Below are 19,316 nucleotides of genomic sequence, written 5' to 3' on the forward strand. Positions count from 1 at the left end.
CTCTCTCTCTCTCTCTCTCTCTCTCTCTCTCTCTCTCTCTCTCTAATATATATATAAGGTATATCTTCTTTTATACTATACCTCTTTCTGTGCATTATGCTTTAGTGCGCAGCGAAGCTTTGTTTCTCTTTTTGGAAGGTAATTCTTTGCCATCCTTGTATGGTTGTATATTCAGAAACTAAAAGTCAAATAAAAATTTATTGTATCGTTATGAGTAAAACAGAAACCAGAGCCGCAGTTAAAAAGGCGGCTTACATTAGTCCTCGCATAGTTTGCTTTTCAGTAGAGTATTCGCTCTGTGCCGCAAGCCCAATTGGTGGTGGACATAAGAAAGCTGAATTCGATTCCGATCTTCTTGAAGATGAGGATGCGAATGTTCTCCTCATTCATTAGTTGAGCCCAACTCTTAAATACTTTATTCGTAATAACCATTTTTAATGAATTAATTTTATAAACAATTGAAACAGATGAAAATAAAATTATTTATCTCATTTGCTGTTTGCGTGGCTGTATCTGTGCTGATGTGCAGCTGTTCTGACGAAGAGAGTGCTGATAGTAATAATAATAGTAATAGTAATGGTCAGCTTACTGCCTTTACAGGAGGTATCGTAACAGAGGCTCCTATGGAGCGTATGCAGCTTAGTACTCCTGAAATTTCAACAGAAGTCCCTGGCTTTCTCACTCGCACCTCTATGAATCGTAACGACATCGGTGTTCAAGGAGTCTTCCTTTGGGAGCCTAAAGACGTGATCTATGTAGAGGACGATAATAAGACGTTGTTTCAGAGTCAGAATACAATCAAAGATGCTGTAGATTGCACTACATTCTTGGTAGATGGTTCTTACACCAAAGAGGAATACAATGTGTACTATTGTGGTACTAACCCCAGTGCCGAAAAAAAGAAAGTTGTTATCGCTAACAATCAGACCCAAGTAGCCTTTAACAATACCAAGCATTTTGGTGCCGCCGGCGATTGCGGTGTGGCAAAGGCAACGAAGACTACCGTTGCAGGCAAGAGCGGTTATAAGTTCGACTTGGAGCACAAGGCATCTTATCTTTGCTTCCTTCCCTATATGACTTCTGAGGAACAACGCAAAAACTATAAGATTAAAAGTATAGAGATAACCTCTGATAACAATATTGCCGGTACTTATAATCTTAGCCAATCAGGTCTTTCCGGTACGGGTGATTCAAAGACAATTACGCTGAATGTAGGTACTAGCGGTCTTAAGCTTGCTGATCAAGCAACAGCAACTAAAAGTATTAAAAACTCACTTTACGTAGTTATAGCTCCCGGCACCCATGCCTTGAAAGTAACATATACAGTTTCAGACGCAAAGAATACGGATATGACAATAACCAAAAGTTATAAATCACATACCTTTGGTGCCAATAAGATTTGTGATATTACCGTCAATCTTGGTGTCAGACATTACAGCGGTCGCAATTATTACATGTGGGATGCCGCCGAGAACTTTTGGTCAGGCCACGAGTGGGACGCTGCTACACCTTGGCAGCCAACAACGGAAGGTGCAGAAAACGATAATTATCCTAAGTCTAAGGCAACTGATGGCGCTCGTTGGTATCACGAAGGTGAAGGTTCTTTCGAGGCTTCCGTCAATCCTCTCTTCAAGCAGCTTCCCAATGCCAACGAAATGGCTTGGTACGTATTGAAGGGTGATGCCCATTGGGATATTACCACCCAGTGGACGGTTTTCGGCAAGACTTATACCCGTGGTATATGGTTGAAGAAGCTCAGCGTCATCGCTAAAGAAAACGGTAAGGAACTTGCCGACTTAAAGAAGGCAGATCCCGATGGTAGAAACTTGCTGACTTATGCCTACGTCTACCCCCCTTTTTACGCCGACTACAACACTTTTGCAAAATCCGGCAAGCCAGCTGATAGTGAAATTAGTAATTACTTCTTTCTCCCTGCGTTGGGCTGTTACAGCAATGGTTGTCTTTGCGACATCGGTTCAGAAGGTTACTACTGGTCGTCCAGTGCTTCTTCACCCAGCAATAGTTTTCACGCTTACTTCCTGAGCTTCGGCAGTGGTAACGTGTACCTGTCCAACAACAGCCGCGAAAACGGGAATGTAGCGCAGCCTTTCGAGTAGTCTCTCCGATCGTTTTATTTTGAGCGGGCCCTTTAAAAGAACCCGCTCATAAATACCGCCACAGGCGGTCGATTTCAGCTTATATGACAAAAAGAGATCTAAAAAGGGTCTCTTTTTGTCACTTATTCCGAACTCTCGTATAATTTCATCATGAACTTGTGTTCTGCTCTTACAGCCTGTTGTTTCTTTGACAATAAGCCGGAAGGCCTGCCGGTACACATAGAGAAATCAAGGGAATTGGAACTTTTCTAAAGATTTTCTTATCCCGAACTCGCGTATACCTTTAATGATAGTGTGATGAAATCAGGAAAATTTCACATTCTTCATTTTGCTCCTTTGATGCCTATTGATGTTTCTTGTTTTCACCTTTATTCTATTGTACCTTTGCATCGTCAGTCAGAGAGACTGATTCGGCAGACAAACCATGAAGCGGTAACCCGGACGATAAGCCGGCATTGAACAGGAAACCGCGTACCATGAAAAACACACAGCCGAGAATTAATAATCAATCATTTAAAAACACACAATTATTATGGCAGTAATGTATAAACTGTATCAAGACAAGAGAATGAGTTCTACAACCAAGGACAAGTGGTATGCCCGCGCCATTCATCCACAAGTGATCGAAACCGACGCTCTGGCCGAACGCATCCAGCGCAACTGTACCGTGAAGCGCAGTGACGTGGTGGCCGTACTGGCCGAGTTGGTAGAGGTGATGCAAGACGAATTGCAACAGAGCCGCGTGGTGAAACTTAACGGATTTGGTTCGTTTAAAATTGGCTTGAAAACTAAACCGGCCAACAAGGCAGCCGATTTTAACGTGACCAGCAATGTGGTGAACTATCGCGTGAACTTCCTTCCTGAGATGACGGGTGGCGGCGGCAAAGGCAAGAAGCGCAACCGCAGGTTCCTCGACGGTATCAAGGTTCAGGAGGCTCCCAAGAACCCCGTGGACACGAAGAAACCCGTTGCAGGAAAACCTGAGGAAAACGCAACTCCCAATCCGAAACCTTAAATCTTCCATCCTCCCTGCCCTCACGGGTGGGGAGGAATTTTGGAAAAAAACATGAATCACTATGAAACGCATTAATTGGAAACTTATATTCAAGCTCATTATCACCATCGCCACCGCCACCGCCATCCTGGGCATGCTCAACTCGCAAGACAAACTGCCTTACAACGAAAATTGAAGAGCATCACGGGAGGACCGTTGGACTGGGCGTATCGAACAATGGAACGTACGACTGCGCCTCGTGACGAACGTACTTTTGCTTCTGGCAGCCATCGTGGCTATTCTCAGTTGCTCGAGGATTCTCTGAAGGGTGGTTCACAAACAAAGCTAATTGATAGAACCGTCCTGAAATAATGCAAAGCCAACCTGTCACGGTTGGCTTTGTCTTTGGTTGATGCGTCAATGATTTGTTGCTTTTACAGAGAGGCGAATCTGACCACAGAATGGGAGTGGCACAATCGGTTTGGTGAAAACTATTTGTTGGAAAAAAGTATCATTTTTAGGGTTGTAGTAGATATTTCATGCGTTTTTTCTTGGTTTGGTGTGGATGAATGCCTAAATTTGCACGTAAATTAGTAATTTACAGCACATTTTTATTGCATGCGGATGACAAATGGTTGACGCGATACTCCATTTTTACAATATACTTTTGAATTGGGACCACACGGCGTTGTTGGCTGTGAACGGCTACCATTCTGAATTTTGGGACCGTTTCATGTGGATGTACAGTTACAAGTGGACCTGGGTGCCGTTCTATATCAGTTTGGCTTATGTGGTGTTTCGCAACTTTTCGCTGAAAGCAAGCCTCCTGTTTGTGCTGTGCATCACGTTGGTTATTACATGTGGCGACCAAATCACATCCACGTTGATTCGTCCTTGGGTGGGGAGGCTGCGGCCGAGTCATTTGGATAATCCCATCTCACCACTTGTCCATATTGTGGATGGATACCGTGGTGGAGCCTTCAGCTTTCCGTCGGCCCATGCCGCCAATAGCTGGGGACTCACCAGCTTTATGATTCTTCTCTTGCGACGGCGATACCTCTGCCTGTTTCTGATTTTCTGGGCCTTGCTGACGTGTTATTCGCGCCTGTATCTGGGCGTTCACTATCCCGGCGACTTGTTGGCAGGCATGTGTATTGGTGTGCTGTGTGCCAGCGTCATCTACTATTTGTTTCGTTTATTGTTAAGACGATATGTCGATGCAGATGAGTTGAAGCCCAAAACGATGGTGCACGTAAACAGTCCCTTCGCCGTGGGTTGTCTTACGATGGTGGTGATGGTGGTACTGAGCTGTTAGCGGCAGGAACTAAAGGCTGGTTCTATAAATTACCACCGCATAAAGTCATTAAATTTTTATGAAACACGTTTTGTTATCTTTTGGCTTCTTTTTGGTTCAAAATGTAAGTTCGTTCAGTCGTGTAGCTCGCTACACTCCTTCACTCTCTCGCATTTTGACCTCAAAAATAAGTTCAAAATCTAACAAAGCTAATTTATAGAACCAGCCTAAACAATGCAGAACAACGAATGGAGCTGAAAACATGACCAATCAACATCAACGATTAGACGAATCCTTGCAAGAATCATGCGGCGACAACGGTGCTGCCGATTCAACACCTGTCGGGAATCAGGTTGCCCGCTGTGGTGAGTCTTTTCATCCCATTGCTTATTTTCACTCACCCTTCACGTCCAAGTTTGGCATTCCCAAGCAGAGCGGACTGGCAGCTGGTTTGCACGGCACGCTTGTCTTTGAGCCTCCCTATCGCCAAGCTGATGCCTTGCGGGGCATCGAGGGTTTTGACTATCTGTGGCTCATTTGGCAGTTCAACGCCAATCCACATCAGTCGGACAGTCTGTTGGTGCGCCCGCCCGTGTTAGGAGGAAACCAGAAGGTAGGCGTGTTTGCCAGTCGTTCACCCTTTCGCCCCAACCCCATCGGTCTGTCATCGGTGTTGCTGGAGCGTGTGGAGTGGGACACCCCGCAGGGACCTGTGCTGCATGTGCTGGGGGCAGACTTGATGGATGGGACGCCCATCTACGACATCAAACCCTACGTGCCATATGCCGACTGTCATCCGGATGCCCGAAGCGGGTTTACCGATTTGTCGAAGATTCAGCGGTTGAAGGTGGTGATTCCCGATGAGGTGGCGCGTCAGTTCACGCCTGACAAGTTGCACACTTTGAAAGAAGTGCTCTCTCTTGATCCGCGTCCGGCTTACCAACGGTCGAGCGAAAAAATATACGGCATGCCGTTTGATGGTAAGGATGTGAAGTTCAGGGTTGTAGAAAATGATGCCACCCATGGTTGGGATGGGCAAGATGCGCAATCAGCATCGTCTGCCTGTCGTGCCACGGAAAACGCTTCCTTAAAAATGTCTGACGGGGCAGTGCGTGGAGAAATCTTGATTGTTCTGGGCATCTCTGAAGGATGAATAAAAAAAATCCACTGATGACTGATGACCAAAAGTGGGCAACAGTCAGTAGTGGAAATATTTGATGATGAATCGCGCAGGATACGCACCAATGTCTAGATGTGGCTGGCGTTAGTCGTTATCTTCTTCTTCTGTTGAGGGAACAGCCTCTTCGGCTTGTTTGGAATCGCCTATATTGGTCATCCTCACAATCACGATACTCACTTCGTACAGCATCCAAATAGGCAGAGATACGATGAGCAGGGTGAACACGTCGGCCGTGGGTGTGACGATGGCTGCCAGGATGAGAATGACGACAATGGCTTGTCGGCGGTATTTAGACATCCATTCGGCCCGCAGCAATCCGAAAATGGCCAATAGCCAACTGATGACGGGAATCTCAAACACAATGCCAAACACCAAGCTCATCATGAGCATCGTGTCCATGTACGACTCCAGCGACAGCATGGTTTGCACTTCGTCGCTGACCTGGTAGGTACCTAAAAAGCGGACGGTGAGCGGGAAGATGAGATAATAATTGACGAGAATGCCAATGATGAACATGATGTACCCGCTGCCCACAATCTTCAGGGCATATCGTTGTTCTCGCTGGTACAGAGCGGGTGCGATGAACTTGTACAACACGTACAAGATGTAAGGTGAGGCGCACAAAACTCCGAAGCAGAGTGCCGTCTTCATGTGTATCATGAACTGCTCGGTGAGCCCGATGTTCACCAGTTGGATGTTGAACGGCTCTACGCCCAGCAGGCGATACGTCACGAAGTGGCAGTCTTTGGGTGCCAGTACAATGTTAAAAATCTCTTCCTTGAACATGAATGCCGCGATGCCACAGATGAGGGCTACGGCAATAATGCGTATGAGCGTGCCACGAAGCACGTCCAAATGTTCCCAGAAGGTGAGTTCTAAATCTTCTTCCATCATGAAACCCTCCATGGGTGGTGTGTCAATCCCTTCCTAATGTGTTGAGATAGGGGAGTGTAAGAAAGGCGGCTGTCGTCTTATTTCTTCGTTTCAGTATCTTTGGTTTGTTGGTCTGGATCGAGGTCTTTCTCGATGCCGTTCACGCCATCTTTGAAACTTTTCACTCCTTTGCCCAAGCCTTTCATCAGCTCAGGGATTTTCTTTCCTCCAAACAGGAGAAGAACAACAAGTACGATGAGTACAATTTCCGGTGTTCCTAACATAATATCAATGTTTGTATTGAGCACCACGGGCTGCCCATCTGGTGAGAAACTCACTGGCAGCGTAGGCATCTGCCTGGGTGCTATGGTTAGTGGTTTTGTTTTTTCAATGTATGTTTCGCATCACCATTGCTGGCTTGTGCGATGATGCAAATGTACGAATAATATTTCAAACGACAAGCATAGGGGCTGAGAAATCAATGAGGTAGGTCAACATTTCTCAGCCCTTATACACTGCTCTTACATTTAATAGGCCGTTTATTGTCAAAAACAATCATATTGATTAGTTCAATTCGTTGTTAAAAACAGAATTGTACCTGAAAACAAAACACCTTTTTTATTAAAAAATCTGTGAGAAAAATATAAAATATTACACACTAAGTTTGCATATTGTGAAATATTACACTACATTTGTCATGTTTGACAATACAAACAATCCATATAAGAAATAAAACATCAAAGATATTTTTTACAATCAATTTGATTGTAAAAAAGACAACGAAATATTTGTCCCTTATCCTGATTATTTCTATATTTGCACCATAACATCTTATCAACAAACAATTACACACATGGCAATTAATCATTCCAACATATCAAACTTTAACAGTAGCCAATGGCATATTGTAGTACAACAGCGTGACACCCCTTCACGTTTTGAAGCCGTCGTGCCAACATCAACCTTACAAGGCATTGTTACGAGAATCGTTCATGTTGACAGACTCTCTGAACTGCTCATCAAGGCTGTGAATAACAGAACAAGGGAACGCAACTATTTCAAGAAACTGGTGGAACTCTTTCAAGGTGAGGTTACGGAAGAAGAGTTTGACAAGGCGATTGAAGAAAATGAAGATGATTATGTCGTCACAGCTGACGGAACACCGTCACGGGAAGATTTGATGCTGGCGTGCGAGGCTGCCAAGCAGATAAAAGATGTCAGGGATATTGACGACTTCGCTGCCCTCTTTTCTTTTAATCCAGAATCCACGATAAAGGAAATTGAAGCCAAATGACAAAGTATATTACTCCGGGAGATATTGTGGAGGGGAAGAAATGCCATGTGATGACGCGCAAATATGAGTTTAAAAGGTTGCAGAAAGACCCAATAACGAAAAAGAACATGGTCATGTACGAATTAGACAGAAATTGCAGTGTAGAGATAACGCAGTGCATGGAACTGTCTGAAGATGACTTGCACTTGCGATTGGTGAAAAAGGTGGGGATGAAACTCGGAGATTGTCTCATGGGAGATGCCATACAAATGTACGTCGACACCTTTCGACCTATCACGTTCACGGTCAAGGAGGGACAAAGCGGACGGCACGGAGCATGTCTCGTTGACACGAAAAAGAGAACGATTGGTAAATTGAAATATAACGTAGCGGTATTTAACAAGCTCTTGGGGTACTCTCCAAACAGCATAACTGAAAAGTAAAAATGAAAGTTGAAATATTAACTTTATGCGATTTCGCACAGACATACAGAGACAGATTGACGATAGTTGGAGCATTCTCTTCCATAAACGCACAAAAGTTTCCTGTCGACATCACGGATGTCTCATTTGTGGCAAAAATAGCTTTGGAGAAACCTGAAAACAGAAAGCACGACGTGGAGATAGCCATAAAGAAGGATGGAGAAGCAGAACCTGTATTCGGACCCATTGCCGCACCGTTGGATCTCTCTGACAACAAAGAGGATTTTCTTGAAGCCAACCTCATTATTAAAATCGGGCATCTCACAATACCCTCTCAAGGAAAGTACCATTTGGTATTCTCTTTCGATGGGAATGAAACAACAACTCCTTTATCTGTAGCGGAACAGAAATAATAAATTCATTTTCATTGGGTTAACGCCAGGCCTTCATTGTTTACAACATTCGAATTGGTTCGATTGTTTCAATTCGTTGTAAAAAGATGTGTGTTCCGCCATGTTCGCTTCATTCGTTGTTCAATAACATGCCCTAAATAAAAGAGCTGTGCCCCAGATGTCTTTCTCTTCGTGAGCGTGTACGGAGATGCCTGTCCATCAAAATTCGCTGGTAAAGTGGAATTTGATGTGCTTGAAGTCTTGCTGCGCCATGCTCAGCATGTAGCTTGAATCGGCCAGAAACACGTCGCGTCCCTGTCGATCCTTCGCCATGTACTGGTATTTGCGCTTCTTGAAGTTTTCCAGCTCCTCGTGGTTGTCGGCTTCTATCCAGCAAGCCTTGTACAGTCGAACTGGTTCCCAGCGGCACTTGGCATTGTACTCGTTCTCCAGGCGGTATTGAATCACCTCGAATTGCAGTTGTCCTACGGTGCCGATAATCTTGCGTTGGTTGAACTGGTTGATAAACAACTGTGCCACACCCTCGTCCATGAGCTGCTCGATGCCTTTGTTGAGCTGTTTTGACTTCATGGGGTCTTCGTTCTCAATGTATTTGAACATCTCGGGTGAGAACGACGGCAATCCCTTGAAATGAATCTCTTCTCCCTCGGTCAGCGTGTCACCAATCTTGAAGATGCCGTTGTCTGGCAGACCCACGATGTCGCCGGGATAGGCTTCTTCGATGGTACTCTTGCGCTGCGCCATGAACTGGGTGGGTGATGAGAAGCGAACCGTTTTGCCGTTGCGAACGTGCAGATAAGGCTGGTTGCGCACGAACTTGCCCGAGCATACCTTGCAGAAGGCGATGCACGAACGGTGGTTGGGGTCGATGTTGGCCGTGATTTTGAAGATGAATCCCGTGAACTTGGGTTCTTCGGGGCGGATGATGCGTTCTTCTGCCTGTGTGGGTTTGGGACTTGGCGCAATTTCTACAAAACAGTTGAGCAGTTCCTGAACACCGAAGTTGTTGAGTGCAGAGCCGAAGAACACCGGCGCCACATCAGCCGAAAGGTAGGTTTGCTTGTCGAAAGCGGGGTACACGCCGTCTATTAGTTCAAGGTCATCGCGCAGTTGGGAAGCTCCTTGTTCGCCCACCTGTCTGTCCAGTTCTTCGCTTTGGATGTCAACCTCCACCTTCTCGGTCACCCGTTGTTTGTTGGGCGTGAAGAGGTTGAGCTGCTGTTCGTAGATGTTGTACACGCCCTTGAACTTTCTTCCTTGTCCGATGGGCCAACTCAGTGGGCGCACCTTGATTTGGAGTTCTTTCTCCAGTTCGTCCAGCACGTCGAATGGGTCACGTCCCTCGCGATCCATCTTGTTGATGAAGATAATCACCGGCGTCTTGCGCATGCGGCACACCTCCATCAACTTTCGGGTTTGTGCCTCCACACCTTTGGCCGAATCGACCACGATGATGGCCGAGTCAACGGCCGTGAGGGTGCGGTAAGTGTCCTCAGCAAAGTCTTGGTGGCCCGGCGTGTCGAGAATGTTGACCTTGTAGCCCTCATAATCAAACTCCATGACCGAGGTAGATACCGAGATACCTCTTTGTTTCTCGATGTCCATCCAGTCGCTGGTGGCCGTTTTCTTGATTTTGTTGTTCTTGACCGCTCCGGCCACTTGAATCTGTCCACCGAAAAGCAAGAACTTCTCGGTGAGGGTGGTTTTACCTGCGTCGGGGTGTGAGATGATGGCGAAGGTTCGCCTGCGTTGTATTTCGTTCATAAATCGTTATTTCGTATGCATGCACTTTGTGAGGCTCTCTTCCCAATGAGGGATTTCGATGCCGAAGGTTTCCTTAATTTTTGTCTTGTCCAACACGCTGTAAGCAGGTCGGTGAGCCGGTGTGGGATATTCAGCGGTGTGCAGTGGTTTGACGTGGCAAGTGGTGATGCCGGCAATGCGGTGAATGGCCTTGGTGAAGTCGTACCAGCTCGTGACTCCCTCGTTGGAAAAGTGGTAGATGCCCGGCACGATGCCCTTGTTGATGATGGTCATGATGGCCAATGCCAGGTCGTGAGCGTAGGTGGGCGTGCCTATCTGGTCGAAGATTACGCCCAACTGCTGTTTCTCTTGCCCCAGTCGCAACATCGTCTTGACGAAGTTGTTGCCGAAAGTAGAGTAGAGCCATGCCGTGCGGATGATGACATGTTTTGGACATGTCTTCGCCACGGCCACCTCACCAGCCAACTTAGTAGCACCATACACACTGTTGGGACAAGGCGTGTCGGTCTCGACGTAAGGCGTGTGTTGCGTGCCATCAAAAACATAGTCGGTGCTGATTTGCACCATCCATCCGTCACGCTTAGCCATGGCAACAGCCAGGTAAGTTGGTGCCTCGGCATTGAGGGCCGTTGCCAGTCGCTTGTTACTCTCGGCCTTGTCCACGGCCGTGTAGGCGGCGCAGTTCACGATGCCATCGATTTTGTGTTCTTCCACGAACCTGTTGATGGCGTCGCTGTCGGTGATGTCCAGTTCGTTGACGTCCGTGTTAAACCAGTGGTGCTCCGGATAATCCTTCTGCAGAACCTGCATTTCGTTTCCCAGTTGGCCGTTGCAGCCTGTAATGAGTATGTTCATTGTTTTAATCCTCCTCAAATTGAAGTCCTTCGTTGCGATCCTTGATATAATAATCAGACAGCATGCCGATGAAGGTAGTAATCTCCTGAATGGCATGTGTGGTGTCGGGCGAGATGTCCTTCTGTTGCAGCCGCAATAGCATCACGCCGTACAAAGCGTTGAGGCATACCTGTATCTCGTCTTCCTCATGTTCGCCTTTTCGCCTCAGTTCCACGATGAACGGCAGCACCTTGTAGTACTGTGCCGAGTAGAAGGGAAACTTGGTGCTTTGCAGCAGTCTGCGGTGCAGGTCAATGAGGTCGGTGACGATGACCTGGTTAATCTGCAGGTGTCCGCCCTGTCGTTTGCCTTCCTCGTTCATCATGCGAATGAGGTTGCCGTACCAGTCAACCATTTCTTCCTTCTGTTCGTCCGTGTAGTCGAACTGACTGATGTATTCGCGGCGGATGCGCGACAGCGAGCAATCGTACACGCGGATGATGTCTTCCACCTGCCACATATATAATATGTATTCGGCGATGCTCTTTTTGCGTAGTTGTTGTGAGATATACACGTTTGATGTTGTATTATGAGGTTGAATATTCGATGAGGTGATTCGGCGTTTCCAAGTGAAACGACAGCGGTTTGCTGTGCCAGTCAGCGGTTTGGCAATAACTGGCTAATAGTGGAAGGTGTAAAGATTGAACACCGTCCCGATGAGGATGATGATGGAACACACGATGACGATGCTCCCAATAATCTTATTGATAATCACGATGCCGTTGTCGTCAAATTTGCCACGCACCTTGTCGATAATCCAAGTCAGACCGTACCACCACAGCAGTGCGCCGCCAAAGATGCCTAAGTAGCCGCTCACCATCTCGACAGGATGGTCGGGGACGACAAACTTGAACTGCGCGTACATGGCGATGAACAGCAGGATGATGAGAGGATTTAAAAACGTTATCCAGAAAGCCGTGATGCCGTTGTACAGGTATGTACCCTTCGTTTTACCGCTAACGTGCATGTGCTTAGTGGGGTTGTTACGAAAACTGTAAATGCCAAACAGCAATAGCAAAATGCTACCCAATATCTGCAAAACAAAAAGATTCTTGGGGTTGGTAATCAAATCCATCATAAAACTCATGCCCAAACCCGTGAGCAGGGCGTAGATGATGTCAGAGCATGTGGCACCAAGGCCTGTCACCAAACCATACCAGCGCCCCTTGTTCAACGTTCGCTGAACGCACAACACACCTACGGGTCCCATCAATCCCGAAGCAATCACTCCGATGATGATGCCCTTACAAATCTGGTCGATGATATCGATGTGAAACTCAAACGGCATAGCGTATGCAAAATTGCGAAAATTATGCGAGATGCACAAATTTATGATGCTAAAGTTTGTGTTCTACAAGTTTTTTAATACCTTTGCGAAACGGGTGAGAACCCCTCATTGGGTCTTCCTTGTAGGGCTCACCTGCATGCGGAAAGCCATCCCGTACCTCATGCAAGCCGAAGGGTGCAATGCCGGTGCAACCGAGAACTGACATGCATCTACGCCTGCAAAGGGAGGTAGTAAACGATTTCTATACTAACTTAAAATAAAAACAAAAACATCACATGAAAGCAGTTTCTAAATTGAAACCGTATGTAATCGGTTTAGACTTAGGTGGAACCAACTCTGTCTTCGGCATCGTTGACAGCCGTGGTGACATCAAGGCCACCACATCCATCAAGACACAAGGATACGAAAATGTAGACGACTATGTAGACGCTTCCATAGAGGCTTTGCAGTTGATTATCGACCAAGTGGGCGGCATCGACAATATCAAAGGTATGGGTATTGGTGCACCCAACGGTAACTTCTACAACGGAACCATCGAGTTTGCACCCAACCTTAGCTGGGGACACAATGGCATTGTGCCTTTGGCCAAGCTGTTCTCCGATAAGTTGGGCATTCCCGTGGCACTCACCAACGATGCCAATGCGGCAGCTATCGGTGAGATGACCTATGGCGTAGCACGCGGTATGAAGAATTTCATCGTCATCACCCTCGGTACAGGTGTCGGCTCGGGCATCGTTGTGAATGGCCAGTTGGTGTATGGCAGCGATGGATTCGCTGGCGAGTTGGGACACGTCGTTGTGCGTCGTGAGAACGGACGTTCGTGTGGTTGCGGTCGCTTCGGTTGTTTGGAGGCTTATTGCTCTGCCACCGGTGTTGCCCGCACGGCCCGCGAATTGCTCGAAACTACCGAAGAACCCTCTCTCTTGCGCGAGATGATTCCGGAAGAAATCACGTCACTGGATGTGAGCATTGCTGCAGGTAAGGGTGACAAGCTGTCGCAGCATGTTTATCAAATGACGGGCGAAATGCTCGGTGAGGCTTGTGCCAACTTTGCCGCTTTCTCTTCTCCCGAGGCATTTATCTTCTTCGGTGGCTTGACCAAGGCTGGCGATCTGCTGATGAAGCCTTTAAAGGAAAGCTACGACAAGTGTGTACTAAAGATATTTAAAGACAAGGCCAAGTTCTTGATTAGTGGGCTTGATGGTTCATCGGCCGCTGTGTTGGGAGCCAGTGCCATTGGTTGGGAGATATAAGCATCGCTGCCACAGCAGCATGAAAGGTGCATGAAGTAAGAGGCCAAGGTGAATCGTTTCATCTTGGCTTTTTCCATGAAGCCAAATCTTCCAACCCCCACGTCCTCTCCGTGAATCCCCTGCGAGAGGAGATGTGGTTATGTAGGATGATTAAAACCAAAAGAATATATATAGATGGAATATATGTCGCAAGAGGGCTACGATAAGTTGGTAGCCGAACTGAGAGAGTTGGAAGGCGTTGAACTGCCGCGTGTGCGTGACGCCATCGCTGAAGCGCGTGACAAAGGTGACCTGAGCGAGAACTTTGAATATCATGCTGCCAAACGCGAACAGGGTAAATTGTTGAGTAAGATTAGGTTCAAACAGAAGGTGTTGGAGTTTGCCCGCGTGGTGGACACCTCCCGACTTGACAAAGGGAAAGTGGGCTTGCTGAGTAGGGTAGAGATGCTCAATCTTGGCAATCAAGCCAAGATGACCTACACCATCGTGAGTCCGCATGAAGCTAATATGCGCGAGGGGAAGATATCTATCAAGTCGCCCATCGCCCAGGCTTTGCTTGGCAAGCGGGTGGGCGACGAGGTGAGCGTGAACGTTCCTGCCGGCACCATCCGGCTGAAGATAGAAGGGTTGGCGTGAGGCGGTTTCCTGCTTTATTTTTAATTAAATTTCTACTTTATTTTCCAACTAAAGTTCTACTTTATTTTCCATACAAATGAGGATAGTGTAGTTTTAAAAATCTCTCTACCTTTGCCGGCGAATCAAAAAAACATTTACTAACAAACCAAGGTGGGTTCTATAAATTACCACCCCTGAATTATTCAAATTCAATTAAAAATGATGTGGGTTACGTTTTGTTCTGCTTGTGTTCTTTAGAGAAGAAGAGGCATGTGTCAGACCGAGCTAATTTATAGGATCCACCAGTATTTAATACGTTATGAAAATGAGAAATGTTTTCGCAGCCGTTTGTTTAATGGCTTTTGCCGTTCTAGGATTGTCATCGTGCGACAAGGAGGAAGAAGAAGCCAAAGTGTCTAATATCGAGTTGGCCAAAGCTCACCTCAATGGCGAGGCGGTACTCTCTACGACAGCTTTCATGAACGACTTTAACCTCACTCGCTTGCCCGAAGGATGTCCGGTGAAATACAAGTTGGCATGGGACAAGGAAGTACTTATCGTCAAAATAGTCAACTTTAGATTTGGGTCGATGCCATTTCCCATCAACTTTGGCTGTCGCACAAAGCTCGAAGATGTAACGGCCGATGACAAAGACGCACCGAAGGGCGATGGCTGGATGAAGATTAGTGGAACCGACGGCTGTTTTGCCATGCCGGGAACAGAAATAGGCGATTACAGAAAGGACAGTGGCGCTACGGTGAAGGGATATTACAATGCCAAGTCACGCGAGATTGAATTCACCATTGATTTTAACTTGGGCCCAACCATGCCTATCATCGCCAAGTGTGATCGTCAGGTGGTTGACAAGAACAGGCTGAAGAACTATGATGCTGAGATGAAAGAATTCGAGAAAAAATTCAATGAGGCCAAGGAGAAGGAAAAACAACACGGTGGGAAATAATTAATCCTCGTGTAGAAATGGGAGTTGGCGGGAGATGTGTATACTAACTTCGGCCAACTCCCATTGTTTTGATAGTCCAACCATAAAGCAATATTGACAATGAACCCTTTCATACAAAAACATGCCCCACTCAGTATTCTCCTCAGTCTTTTGGCACTGATTCTGTCTTCCTGCCATGGAGATGACGATTTACAGTTAACTCCGGTGAATGGCGAATATATAGCGCAGGCCAAAGAGGTTCTCACAGGCAATGTGGTGTTGTCTACGAGAACGTTCATGGGGCATGACGTGGACTTAACGCGGCTGGAGACAGGGTGCCCCACGAAATTCAATTTCACTTGGCAGGGCGACGAGATGGAGATTCGGCTGCTCGATTTTCATGTTGGCAACATGCCGTTCATCGTCAACTTTCAGTCAAAAGCCCGACTGTACACACTCAACTCGTGGGAGCAAAAAGAATACAAAGGCAGCGGATGGGTCAAGATTTATGGCACGGACGGTCTGTCGAGAACCGCCGATAGGCAGGGAAAACCGGTGGGTAAAAAGCAGGGAGCCACCATCCAGGGATATTACAACGTGCTGACCCACGAAATCAACATGGACATCAACTACAACATGATGAACGTGCACTCCGATTGTTTCTTGCAGAAAGTGGACAAACATCGCATTGATAGATACGATGAGGAAGTGAAACAATATGAAGCCGATCTGGCGGCTTATAAAAAGCAGAAGGGTGAGCTGTAGCTCATGGTCTGCCCAACGGCAAACCTGAAAGATGATTAGAAAAAACAAATTCAACACCAAACTCTTTATCCTGTCGCTGCTTTTAGTCTTTTTCTGTTGTACTTCGGTTAAAGCTCAACGCACCCTTCGCATAACCGTACACCAAGAGGGAACAAGGCAGCCCATGGAAGCGGCTCATGTCACCGTGGCTGACAATAGAGCCATGGCCGGCGCCAACCATATCGTGACCGACCGCCTGGGCAACGCCTACATTCGTAACGAAACACCTAAAACACTTTATTATCAAGTATCGGCTATTGGCTATGTTCCCAAAAAGGGCGACATACAACCCCATGATACGGTGGTGAACGTCATTCTGCATGAGGATGTCTTGCATCTGCACGACGTGGTGGTGACGGGTTCGCGCACCGAACGTCCCATCAAGTTGTCGCCCGTGACTACACAAGTCCTGGGAGGAAAACAACTCGTCGATGCGGGATACAGCGACCTGCAGCACGTCTTGCAGCAGGAAACACCGGGACTGAACATTCAGAAAGTGGGCTTTGGAAACGAAATATCCATGCAGGGACTGGATGCCCGCCATGTGCTGTTCTTGCAGGATGGAGAACGGATGACCGGCGAGATGGCGGGCAATCTGGACTACGAACGCTTCAATCTGCACGCCATCGACCGCATTGAAATCGTGAAGGGAGCCAGCAGCACCCTTTATGGCAGTAGGGCGTCGGGTGCGGTCATCAATCTCATCTCCAAGAAAGTAGACAGACCGCTGGATGTAAGAGCCGGCATGCGCTGGGGACAGATGAACCAACGCAACTACAAGAATCCCACGCCGGCCGACTTCCCATACATGTTCGAGAAAAACGCCGACCGGCCCAATCTGCAAGCGTGGCTCTCGGCTGGAGCAAAACAAGGGGCGTGGACAACGCAAACCGACGTGTGGTACAGCTCGTCGGATGCTTTTTACCTGTACCAAGCCAAACACGACAGCAAGACCTACACGAAGGAGGCCAATCCCTTTTTGCCACGCGACACCACGCTTGTTTCATCAGCCGACCGTCCGCCGCTGGGAATAAGTGGAACAGAACATCTGTCCGTGTCGCAGAAGCTGTATTACGAACCGTCCAAGCACTTGTCGCTGCAGCTCTATGGGTCGGCTTTTTTCATGAACTCGTATGACTTGTTGCAGGACATGAACTTCTCGCAAAGCCGTGACTACATGGCCGGACTGAAGTTGCGCTACGATGTCAAGAATTGGTTCAGCATTCATCTAAGTCTGCACGGCGACTTCTACGATCGGTTCAAGCGACACGAGCGCATGGACTTGCGAAAGAAGGTGTATCGAAGCACCATCTTCGAGCCACGGTTCAGCATCACCAGCAACTACTTTCCCAACCATGATTTGATTTTGGGTGTGGAGCATGTCACCGACAACCTCACCAGCGACCGTTTTGTGAACCGACGCATGACAACGCGCGCCTTGCACGAAACCGAATATTTCGTGCAAGACGAATGGCAGGTGAACAGTCAATGGATGCTGTCAACGGGCGTGCGCACCAACTTCTCAAAAACCTTTGGACTGATGTGGATGCCAAAGATTGCAGCCAAGTATTCGCCCGATGACCATTGGGCCTTGCGGGCCAACTACTCCATGGGTTACCGGGCACCCAGCATCAAGGAGTTGTTTTTCAATTGGGACCACATGGGGATGTTCCAGATACGGGGAAACGATCAGCTAAAACCAGAGAAAAACCACTATATCGCCTTGGGAACTGAGTATAGTGACGGCAAGGTGTTTGTAAACGTCAACGCCTACGCTAACTTTTTCAGAAAGAAGATAGAGGGGGTGTGGCGCATCTACGACTTGCAGTACAACTTTGAGTACACCAATCTCACCAACCAGCGGTTCGTGGGACTCGAAACCATCTTGAAATGGAATTTCGCGCAACGCTTCACCTTCAACGGAACTTACAGCTACGTCAATGTCAGCAAGCTGGAGGGTTTGCAGCTCAACACTATCTCGCCCCATGCGGCGACAGGCAGCTTAGACTACACGCTGAACAAGCCCGACTATCGTTTGAAAGCCATCTTCAGCGCTTCTTTCATGGGAGAGAAACGCTTCGACGTGCAAGACCGCATTTGGGTGGGCAGCCAACAAAAAAGTTACGATGCTTATTTCCGCTGCACGCTTCCCGCCTACGTCATCTGCAACCTGTCGGTGGTGCAAACGTTCTGGAACCAGGCCAAAGTAACCCTGGGCATCGACAACCTCTTCAACTACAAGCCCACTACCTTGGGCTCGGGTGTCACCTTGTTCAACGTACCCGGAACCTGTGGCGCACGCGGCTATGTGCAGGTGGAGTTCTTGGTTGACCAGCTCGTAAAATCTCTGAAACGAAAACGATGAAAAAATACATAGTCCTTCTTCTCACGCTCACCCTCTTCGGTTCATGCGTGCGGTACGATGCCGAGGAGTTCACGGGACATACGCTGCCCCGCATCACCGGTTACAACACAGGCGTCACCAACGATTGGATGTACTTCAACCTGCGTACAGGACAGGTGTTCAACCGCACCGCGCCCAACCAGGATATCAGCGAGGGCGAACAGTACCACCGTACCGACTGGGACTTGGCTTTCTGCGGACATCGTCTGCGCACCAACAGCGGAACGTCTGGAATCGGAAAAGGAGGAGCGGCCGACTTGGGCTATGGTGTGTACGACAAGTGGATGACGGTAAGTCAGCTGCCCAAGAATTTGACATGGGCGGTAGACGATTCCACCGTGTCTGTCACCTACTCGAAGAAAGACTGGATACACCATTGCGTCACCCACAATCTCGACATCGACGAATATCCTTGGTTCGATCCCAACAGCGGACCGGCCACCACACACACGAGCGCCAACCCCATTTTGTCCAACGCCATTACCTTTTTGGGTCCGCCCCCTGTCTACACTCCTTCTTTTCACACCTACGTCGTGCGCACGGCCGACGGCAAGCGTTATTTCAAATTGCAAATCGTGAGTTGGTACCACGCAGAAGTAGAGATTGGTGATTCTGGCGGCCGCATCAGTTATTACCTGGACGAGCTAAAAGAGTAGGGGAGAAACCGTGGATCATCCTAACTCCTCGTACGCCGTTTCATTCTTGATGGCGACAAACGATATTTCCCATTTTTCTCAGTGCTGCGCCATGCAAGCAGAACATGGAGGTCGCCTAAAAATAGGAAACCT

Annotated in this window: 21 protein-coding genes and 2 pseudogenes; 17 read left to right on the forward strand and 6 right to left on the reverse strand. The window is 47.7% G+C overall.

Features of this window, described 5'->3' with window-relative positions:
- The first annotated feature begins 210 nt into the window (after positions 1–210).
- The 7 genes and pseudogenes from HMPREF1254_RS03995 to tsaA all read left to right on the forward strand — a co-directional run.
- Positions 211–393 carry a hypothetical protein gene (locus HMPREF1254_RS03995; protein ID WP_155945420.1) on the forward strand — a complete coding sequence of 61 codons (183 nt, stop codon included), beginning with the start codon at positions 211–213 and terminating at the stop codon, positions 391–393.
- Between the two features lie 74 nt (positions 394–467).
- Positions 468–2,117, forward strand: a complete 1,650-nt coding sequence (locus HMPREF1254_RS04000) for a hypothetical protein (protein WP_023057392.1) — start codon at positions 468–470, stop codon at positions 2,115–2,117.
- Positions 2,118–2,255: 138 nt separating this feature from the next.
- A pseudogene (locus HMPREF1254_RS12255) lies at positions 2,256–2,369 on the forward strand (IS982 family transposase); the annotation flags it as partial.
- Between the two features lie 280 nt (positions 2,370–2,649).
- Positions 2,650–3,132 (forward strand): HU family DNA-binding protein, encoded by a 483-nt coding sequence (locus HMPREF1254_RS04005; RefSeq protein WP_023057416.1) that lies wholly within the window; start codon positions 2,650–2,652, stop codon positions 3,130–3,132.
- A 61-nt stretch (positions 3,133–3,193) separates the two neighbouring features.
- Positions 3,194–3,307, forward strand: a complete 114-nt coding sequence (locus HMPREF1254_RS12260; RefSeq protein ID WP_231385796.1) for a DUF6486 family protein — start codon at positions 3,194–3,196, stop codon at positions 3,305–3,307.
- A 471-nt stretch (positions 3,308–3,778) separates the two neighbouring features.
- Positions 3,779–4,426 (forward strand): phosphatase PAP2 family protein, encoded by a 648-nt coding sequence (locus HMPREF1254_RS04010; RefSeq protein ID WP_023057427.1) that lies wholly within the window; start codon positions 3,779–3,781, stop codon positions 4,424–4,426.
- Positions 4,427–4,787: 361 nt separating this feature from the next.
- Positions 4,788–5,408: pseudogene (gene tsaA / locus HMPREF1254_RS04015) on the forward strand (tRNA (N6-threonylcarbamoyladenosine(37)-N6)-methyltransferase TrmO); the annotation flags it as partial.
- A 261-nt stretch (positions 5,409–5,669) separates the two neighbouring features.
- On the opposite strand, the gene tatC reads toward tsaA, so the two are convergent.
- Both tatC and HMPREF1254_RS04025 read right to left on the reverse strand, forming a co-directional pair.
- The gene (gene tatC / locus HMPREF1254_RS04020; RefSeq protein ID WP_408939372.1) at positions 5,670–6,479 is read right to left on the reverse strand and encodes a twin-arginine translocase subunit TatC; all 810 of its coding nucleotides are present in this window, start codon (positions 6,477–6,479) and stop codon (positions 5,670–5,672) included.
- A gap of 77 nt (positions 6,480–6,556) precedes the next feature.
- The gene (locus tag HMPREF1254_RS04025) at positions 6,557–6,742 is read right to left on the reverse strand and encodes a Sec-independent protein translocase subunit TatA/TatB (RefSeq protein WP_023057393.1); all 186 of its coding nucleotides are present in this window, start codon (positions 6,740–6,742) and stop codon (positions 6,557–6,559) included.
- A gap of 569 nt (positions 6,743–7,311) precedes the next feature.
- Here HMPREF1254_RS04025 and HMPREF1254_RS04030 point away from each other — a divergent pair.
- From HMPREF1254_RS04030 to HMPREF1254_RS04040, 3 genes are read left to right on the forward strand one after another with little or no spacing between them, the layout of a single operon-like run.
- Complete coding sequence (locus HMPREF1254_RS04030; RefSeq protein WP_023057388.1) at positions 7,312–7,752, forward strand: hypothetical protein; 441 nt, start codon at positions 7,312–7,314, stop codon at positions 7,750–7,752.
- Positions 7,749–8,174 (forward strand): hypothetical protein, encoded by a 426-nt coding sequence (locus HMPREF1254_RS04035; RefSeq protein WP_036880452.1) that lies wholly within the window; start codon positions 7,749–7,751, stop codon positions 8,172–8,174. The genes HMPREF1254_RS04030 and HMPREF1254_RS04035 overlap by 4 nt, the downstream gene beginning before the upstream one ends.
- 2 nt (positions 8,175–8,176) lie before the next feature.
- Positions 8,177–8,566, forward strand: coding sequence for a DUF6941 family protein (locus HMPREF1254_RS04040; RefSeq protein ID WP_023057422.1), 390 nt, complete (start codon positions 8,177–8,179; stop codon positions 8,564–8,566).
- A 198-nt stretch (positions 8,567–8,764) separates the two neighbouring features.
- Here HMPREF1254_RS04040 and HMPREF1254_RS04045 read toward each other — a convergent pair whose 3' ends face one another.
- The 4 genes from HMPREF1254_RS04045 to HMPREF1254_RS04060 all read right to left on the reverse strand — a co-directional run bounded on the left by HMPREF1254_RS04045 (position 8,765) and on the right by HMPREF1254_RS04060 (position 12,512).
- A complete protein-coding gene (locus tag HMPREF1254_RS04045) occupies positions 8,765–10,330 on the reverse strand; it encodes a peptide chain release factor 3 (RefSeq protein WP_023057466.1) in 1,566 nt (521 codons plus the stop codon).
- Between the two features lie 6 nt (positions 10,331–10,336).
- Positions 10,337–11,185, reverse strand: a complete 849-nt coding sequence (gene rfbD / locus HMPREF1254_RS04050) for a dTDP-4-dehydrorhamnose reductase (protein WP_023057443.1) — start codon at positions 11,183–11,185, stop codon at positions 10,337–10,339.
- A 4-nt stretch (positions 11,186–11,189) separates the two neighbouring features.
- On the reverse strand, positions 11,190–11,738 hold the full coding sequence (locus HMPREF1254_RS04055; protein WP_023057397.1) for a DUF4924 family protein: 549 nt from the start codon (positions 11,736–11,738) through the stop codon (positions 11,190–11,192).
- A gap of 105 nt (positions 11,739–11,843) precedes the next feature.
- Positions 11,844–12,512 carry a LysE family translocator gene (locus tag HMPREF1254_RS04060; protein ID WP_023057381.1) on the reverse strand — a complete coding sequence of 223 codons (669 nt, stop codon included), beginning with the start codon at positions 12,510–12,512 and terminating at the stop codon, positions 11,844–11,846.
- 43 nt (positions 12,513–12,555) lie between these two features.
- Between HMPREF1254_RS04060 and HMPREF1254_RS11970 the strand changes: the two genes are divergently transcribed.
- From HMPREF1254_RS11970 to HMPREF1254_RS04090, 7 genes are all read left to right on the forward strand, one after another.
- The gene (locus tag HMPREF1254_RS11970) at positions 12,556–12,714 is read left to right on the forward strand and encodes a hypothetical protein (RefSeq protein WP_155945421.1); all 159 of its coding nucleotides are present in this window, start codon (positions 12,556–12,558) and stop codon (positions 12,712–12,714) included.
- Positions 12,715–12,787: 73 nt separating this feature from the next.
- On the forward strand, positions 12,788–13,765 hold the full coding sequence (locus HMPREF1254_RS04065; RefSeq protein WP_023057432.1) for an ROK family protein: 978 nt from the start codon (positions 12,788–12,790) through the stop codon (positions 13,763–13,765).
- Between the two features lie 174 nt (positions 13,766–13,939).
- Entirely contained in the window at positions 13,940–14,401 is a 462-nt protein-coding gene (gene greA, locus HMPREF1254_RS04070) for a transcription elongation factor GreA (RefSeq protein WP_023057401.1), read from the forward strand.
- Between the two features lie 304 nt (positions 14,402–14,705).
- The gene (locus HMPREF1254_RS04075) at positions 14,706–15,341 is read left to right on the forward strand and encodes a DUF4903 family protein (protein WP_196806285.1); all 636 of its coding nucleotides are present in this window, start codon (positions 14,706–14,708) and stop codon (positions 15,339–15,341) included.
- 99 nt (positions 15,342–15,440) lie between these two features.
- Positions 15,441–16,085, forward strand: a complete 645-nt coding sequence (locus tag HMPREF1254_RS04080) for a DUF4903 family protein (protein ID WP_023057453.1) — start codon at positions 15,441–15,443, stop codon at positions 16,083–16,085.
- A 31-nt stretch (positions 16,086–16,116) separates the two neighbouring features.
- Entirely contained in the window at positions 16,117–18,489 is a 2,373-nt protein-coding gene (locus tag HMPREF1254_RS04085) for a TonB-dependent receptor plug domain-containing protein (protein WP_023057441.1), read from the forward strand.
- On the forward strand, positions 18,486–19,184 hold the full coding sequence (locus HMPREF1254_RS04090) for an HmuY family protein (protein ID WP_023057459.1): 699 nt from the start codon (positions 18,486–18,488) through the stop codon (positions 19,182–19,184). The genes HMPREF1254_RS04085 and HMPREF1254_RS04090 overlap by 4 nt, the downstream gene beginning before the upstream one ends.
- Positions 19,185–19,316: the final 132 nt, after the last annotated feature.

The sequence above is a fragment of the Prevotella sp. BV3P1 genome (assembly GCF_000479005.1).
Taxonomy (GTDB): Bacteria; Bacteroidota; Bacteroidia; order Bacteroidales; family Bacteroidaceae; genus Prevotella.

Coding starts and splice junctions, on each gene's coding strand:
- HMPREF1254_RS04045 (WP_023057466.1), bottom strand. CDS start 10,330: ATGAACGAAATACAACGCAGGCGAACCTTCGCCATCATCTCACACCCC.
- HMPREF1254_RS04080 (WP_023057453.1), top strand. CDS start 15,441: ATGAACCCTTTCATACAAAAACATGCCCCACTCAGTATTCTCCTCAGT.
- HMPREF1254_RS04090 (WP_023057459.1), top strand. CDS start 18,486: ATGAAAAAATACATAGTCCTTCTTCTCACGCTCACCCTCTTCGGTTCA.
- HMPREF1254_RS03995 (WP_155945420.1), top strand. CDS start 211: ATGAGTAAAACAGAAACCAGAGCCGCAGTTAAAAAGGCGGCTTACATT.
- HMPREF1254_RS04065 (WP_023057432.1), top strand. CDS start 12,788: ATGAAAGCAGTTTCTAAATTGAAACCGTATGTAATCGGTTTAGACTTA.
- HMPREF1254_RS04035 (WP_036880452.1), top strand. CDS start 7,749: ATGACAAAGTATATTACTCCGGGAGATATTGTGGAGGGGAAGAAATGC.
- HMPREF1254_RS04025 (WP_023057393.1), bottom strand. CDS start 6,742: ATGTTAGGAACACCGGAAATTGTACTCATCGTACTTGTTGTTCTTCTC.
- HMPREF1254_RS12260 (WP_231385796.1), top strand. CDS start 3,194: ATGAAACGCATTAATTGGAAACTTATATTCAAGCTCATTATCACCATC.
- HMPREF1254_RS04000 (WP_023057392.1), top strand. CDS start 468: ATGAAAATAAAATTATTTATCTCATTTGCTGTTTGCGTGGCTGTATCT.
- HMPREF1254_RS04040 (WP_023057422.1), top strand. CDS start 8,177: ATGAAAGTTGAAATATTAACTTTATGCGATTTCGCACAGACATACAGA.
- rfbD (WP_023057443.1), bottom strand. CDS start 11,185: ATGAACATACTCATTACAGGCTGCAACGGCCAACTGGGAAACGAAATG.
- HMPREF1254_RS04060 (WP_023057381.1), bottom strand. CDS start 12,512: ATGCCGTTTGAGTTTCACATCGATATCATCGACCAGATTTGTAAGGGC.
- HMPREF1254_RS11970 (WP_155945421.1), top strand. CDS start 12,556: ATGATGCTAAAGTTTGTGTTCTACAAGTTTTTTAATACCTTTGCGAAA.
- tatC (WP_408939372.1), bottom strand. CDS start 6,479: ATGATGGAAGAAGATTTAGAACTCACCTTCTGGGAACATTTGGACGTG.
- HMPREF1254_RS04075 (WP_196806285.1), top strand. CDS start 14,706: ATGAGAAATGTTTTCGCAGCCGTTTGTTTAATGGCTTTTGCCGTTCTA.
- greA (WP_023057401.1), top strand. CDS start 13,940: ATGGAATATATGTCGCAAGAGGGCTACGATAAGTTGGTAGCCGAACTG.
- HMPREF1254_RS04030 (WP_023057388.1), top strand. CDS start 7,312: ATGGCAATTAATCATTCCAACATATCAAACTTTAACAGTAGCCAATGG.
- HMPREF1254_RS04085 (WP_023057441.1), top strand. CDS start 16,117: ATGATTAGAAAAAACAAATTCAACACCAAACTCTTTATCCTGTCGCTG.
- HMPREF1254_RS04005 (WP_023057416.1), top strand. CDS start 2,650: ATGGCAGTAATGTATAAACTGTATCAAGACAAGAGAATGAGTTCTACA.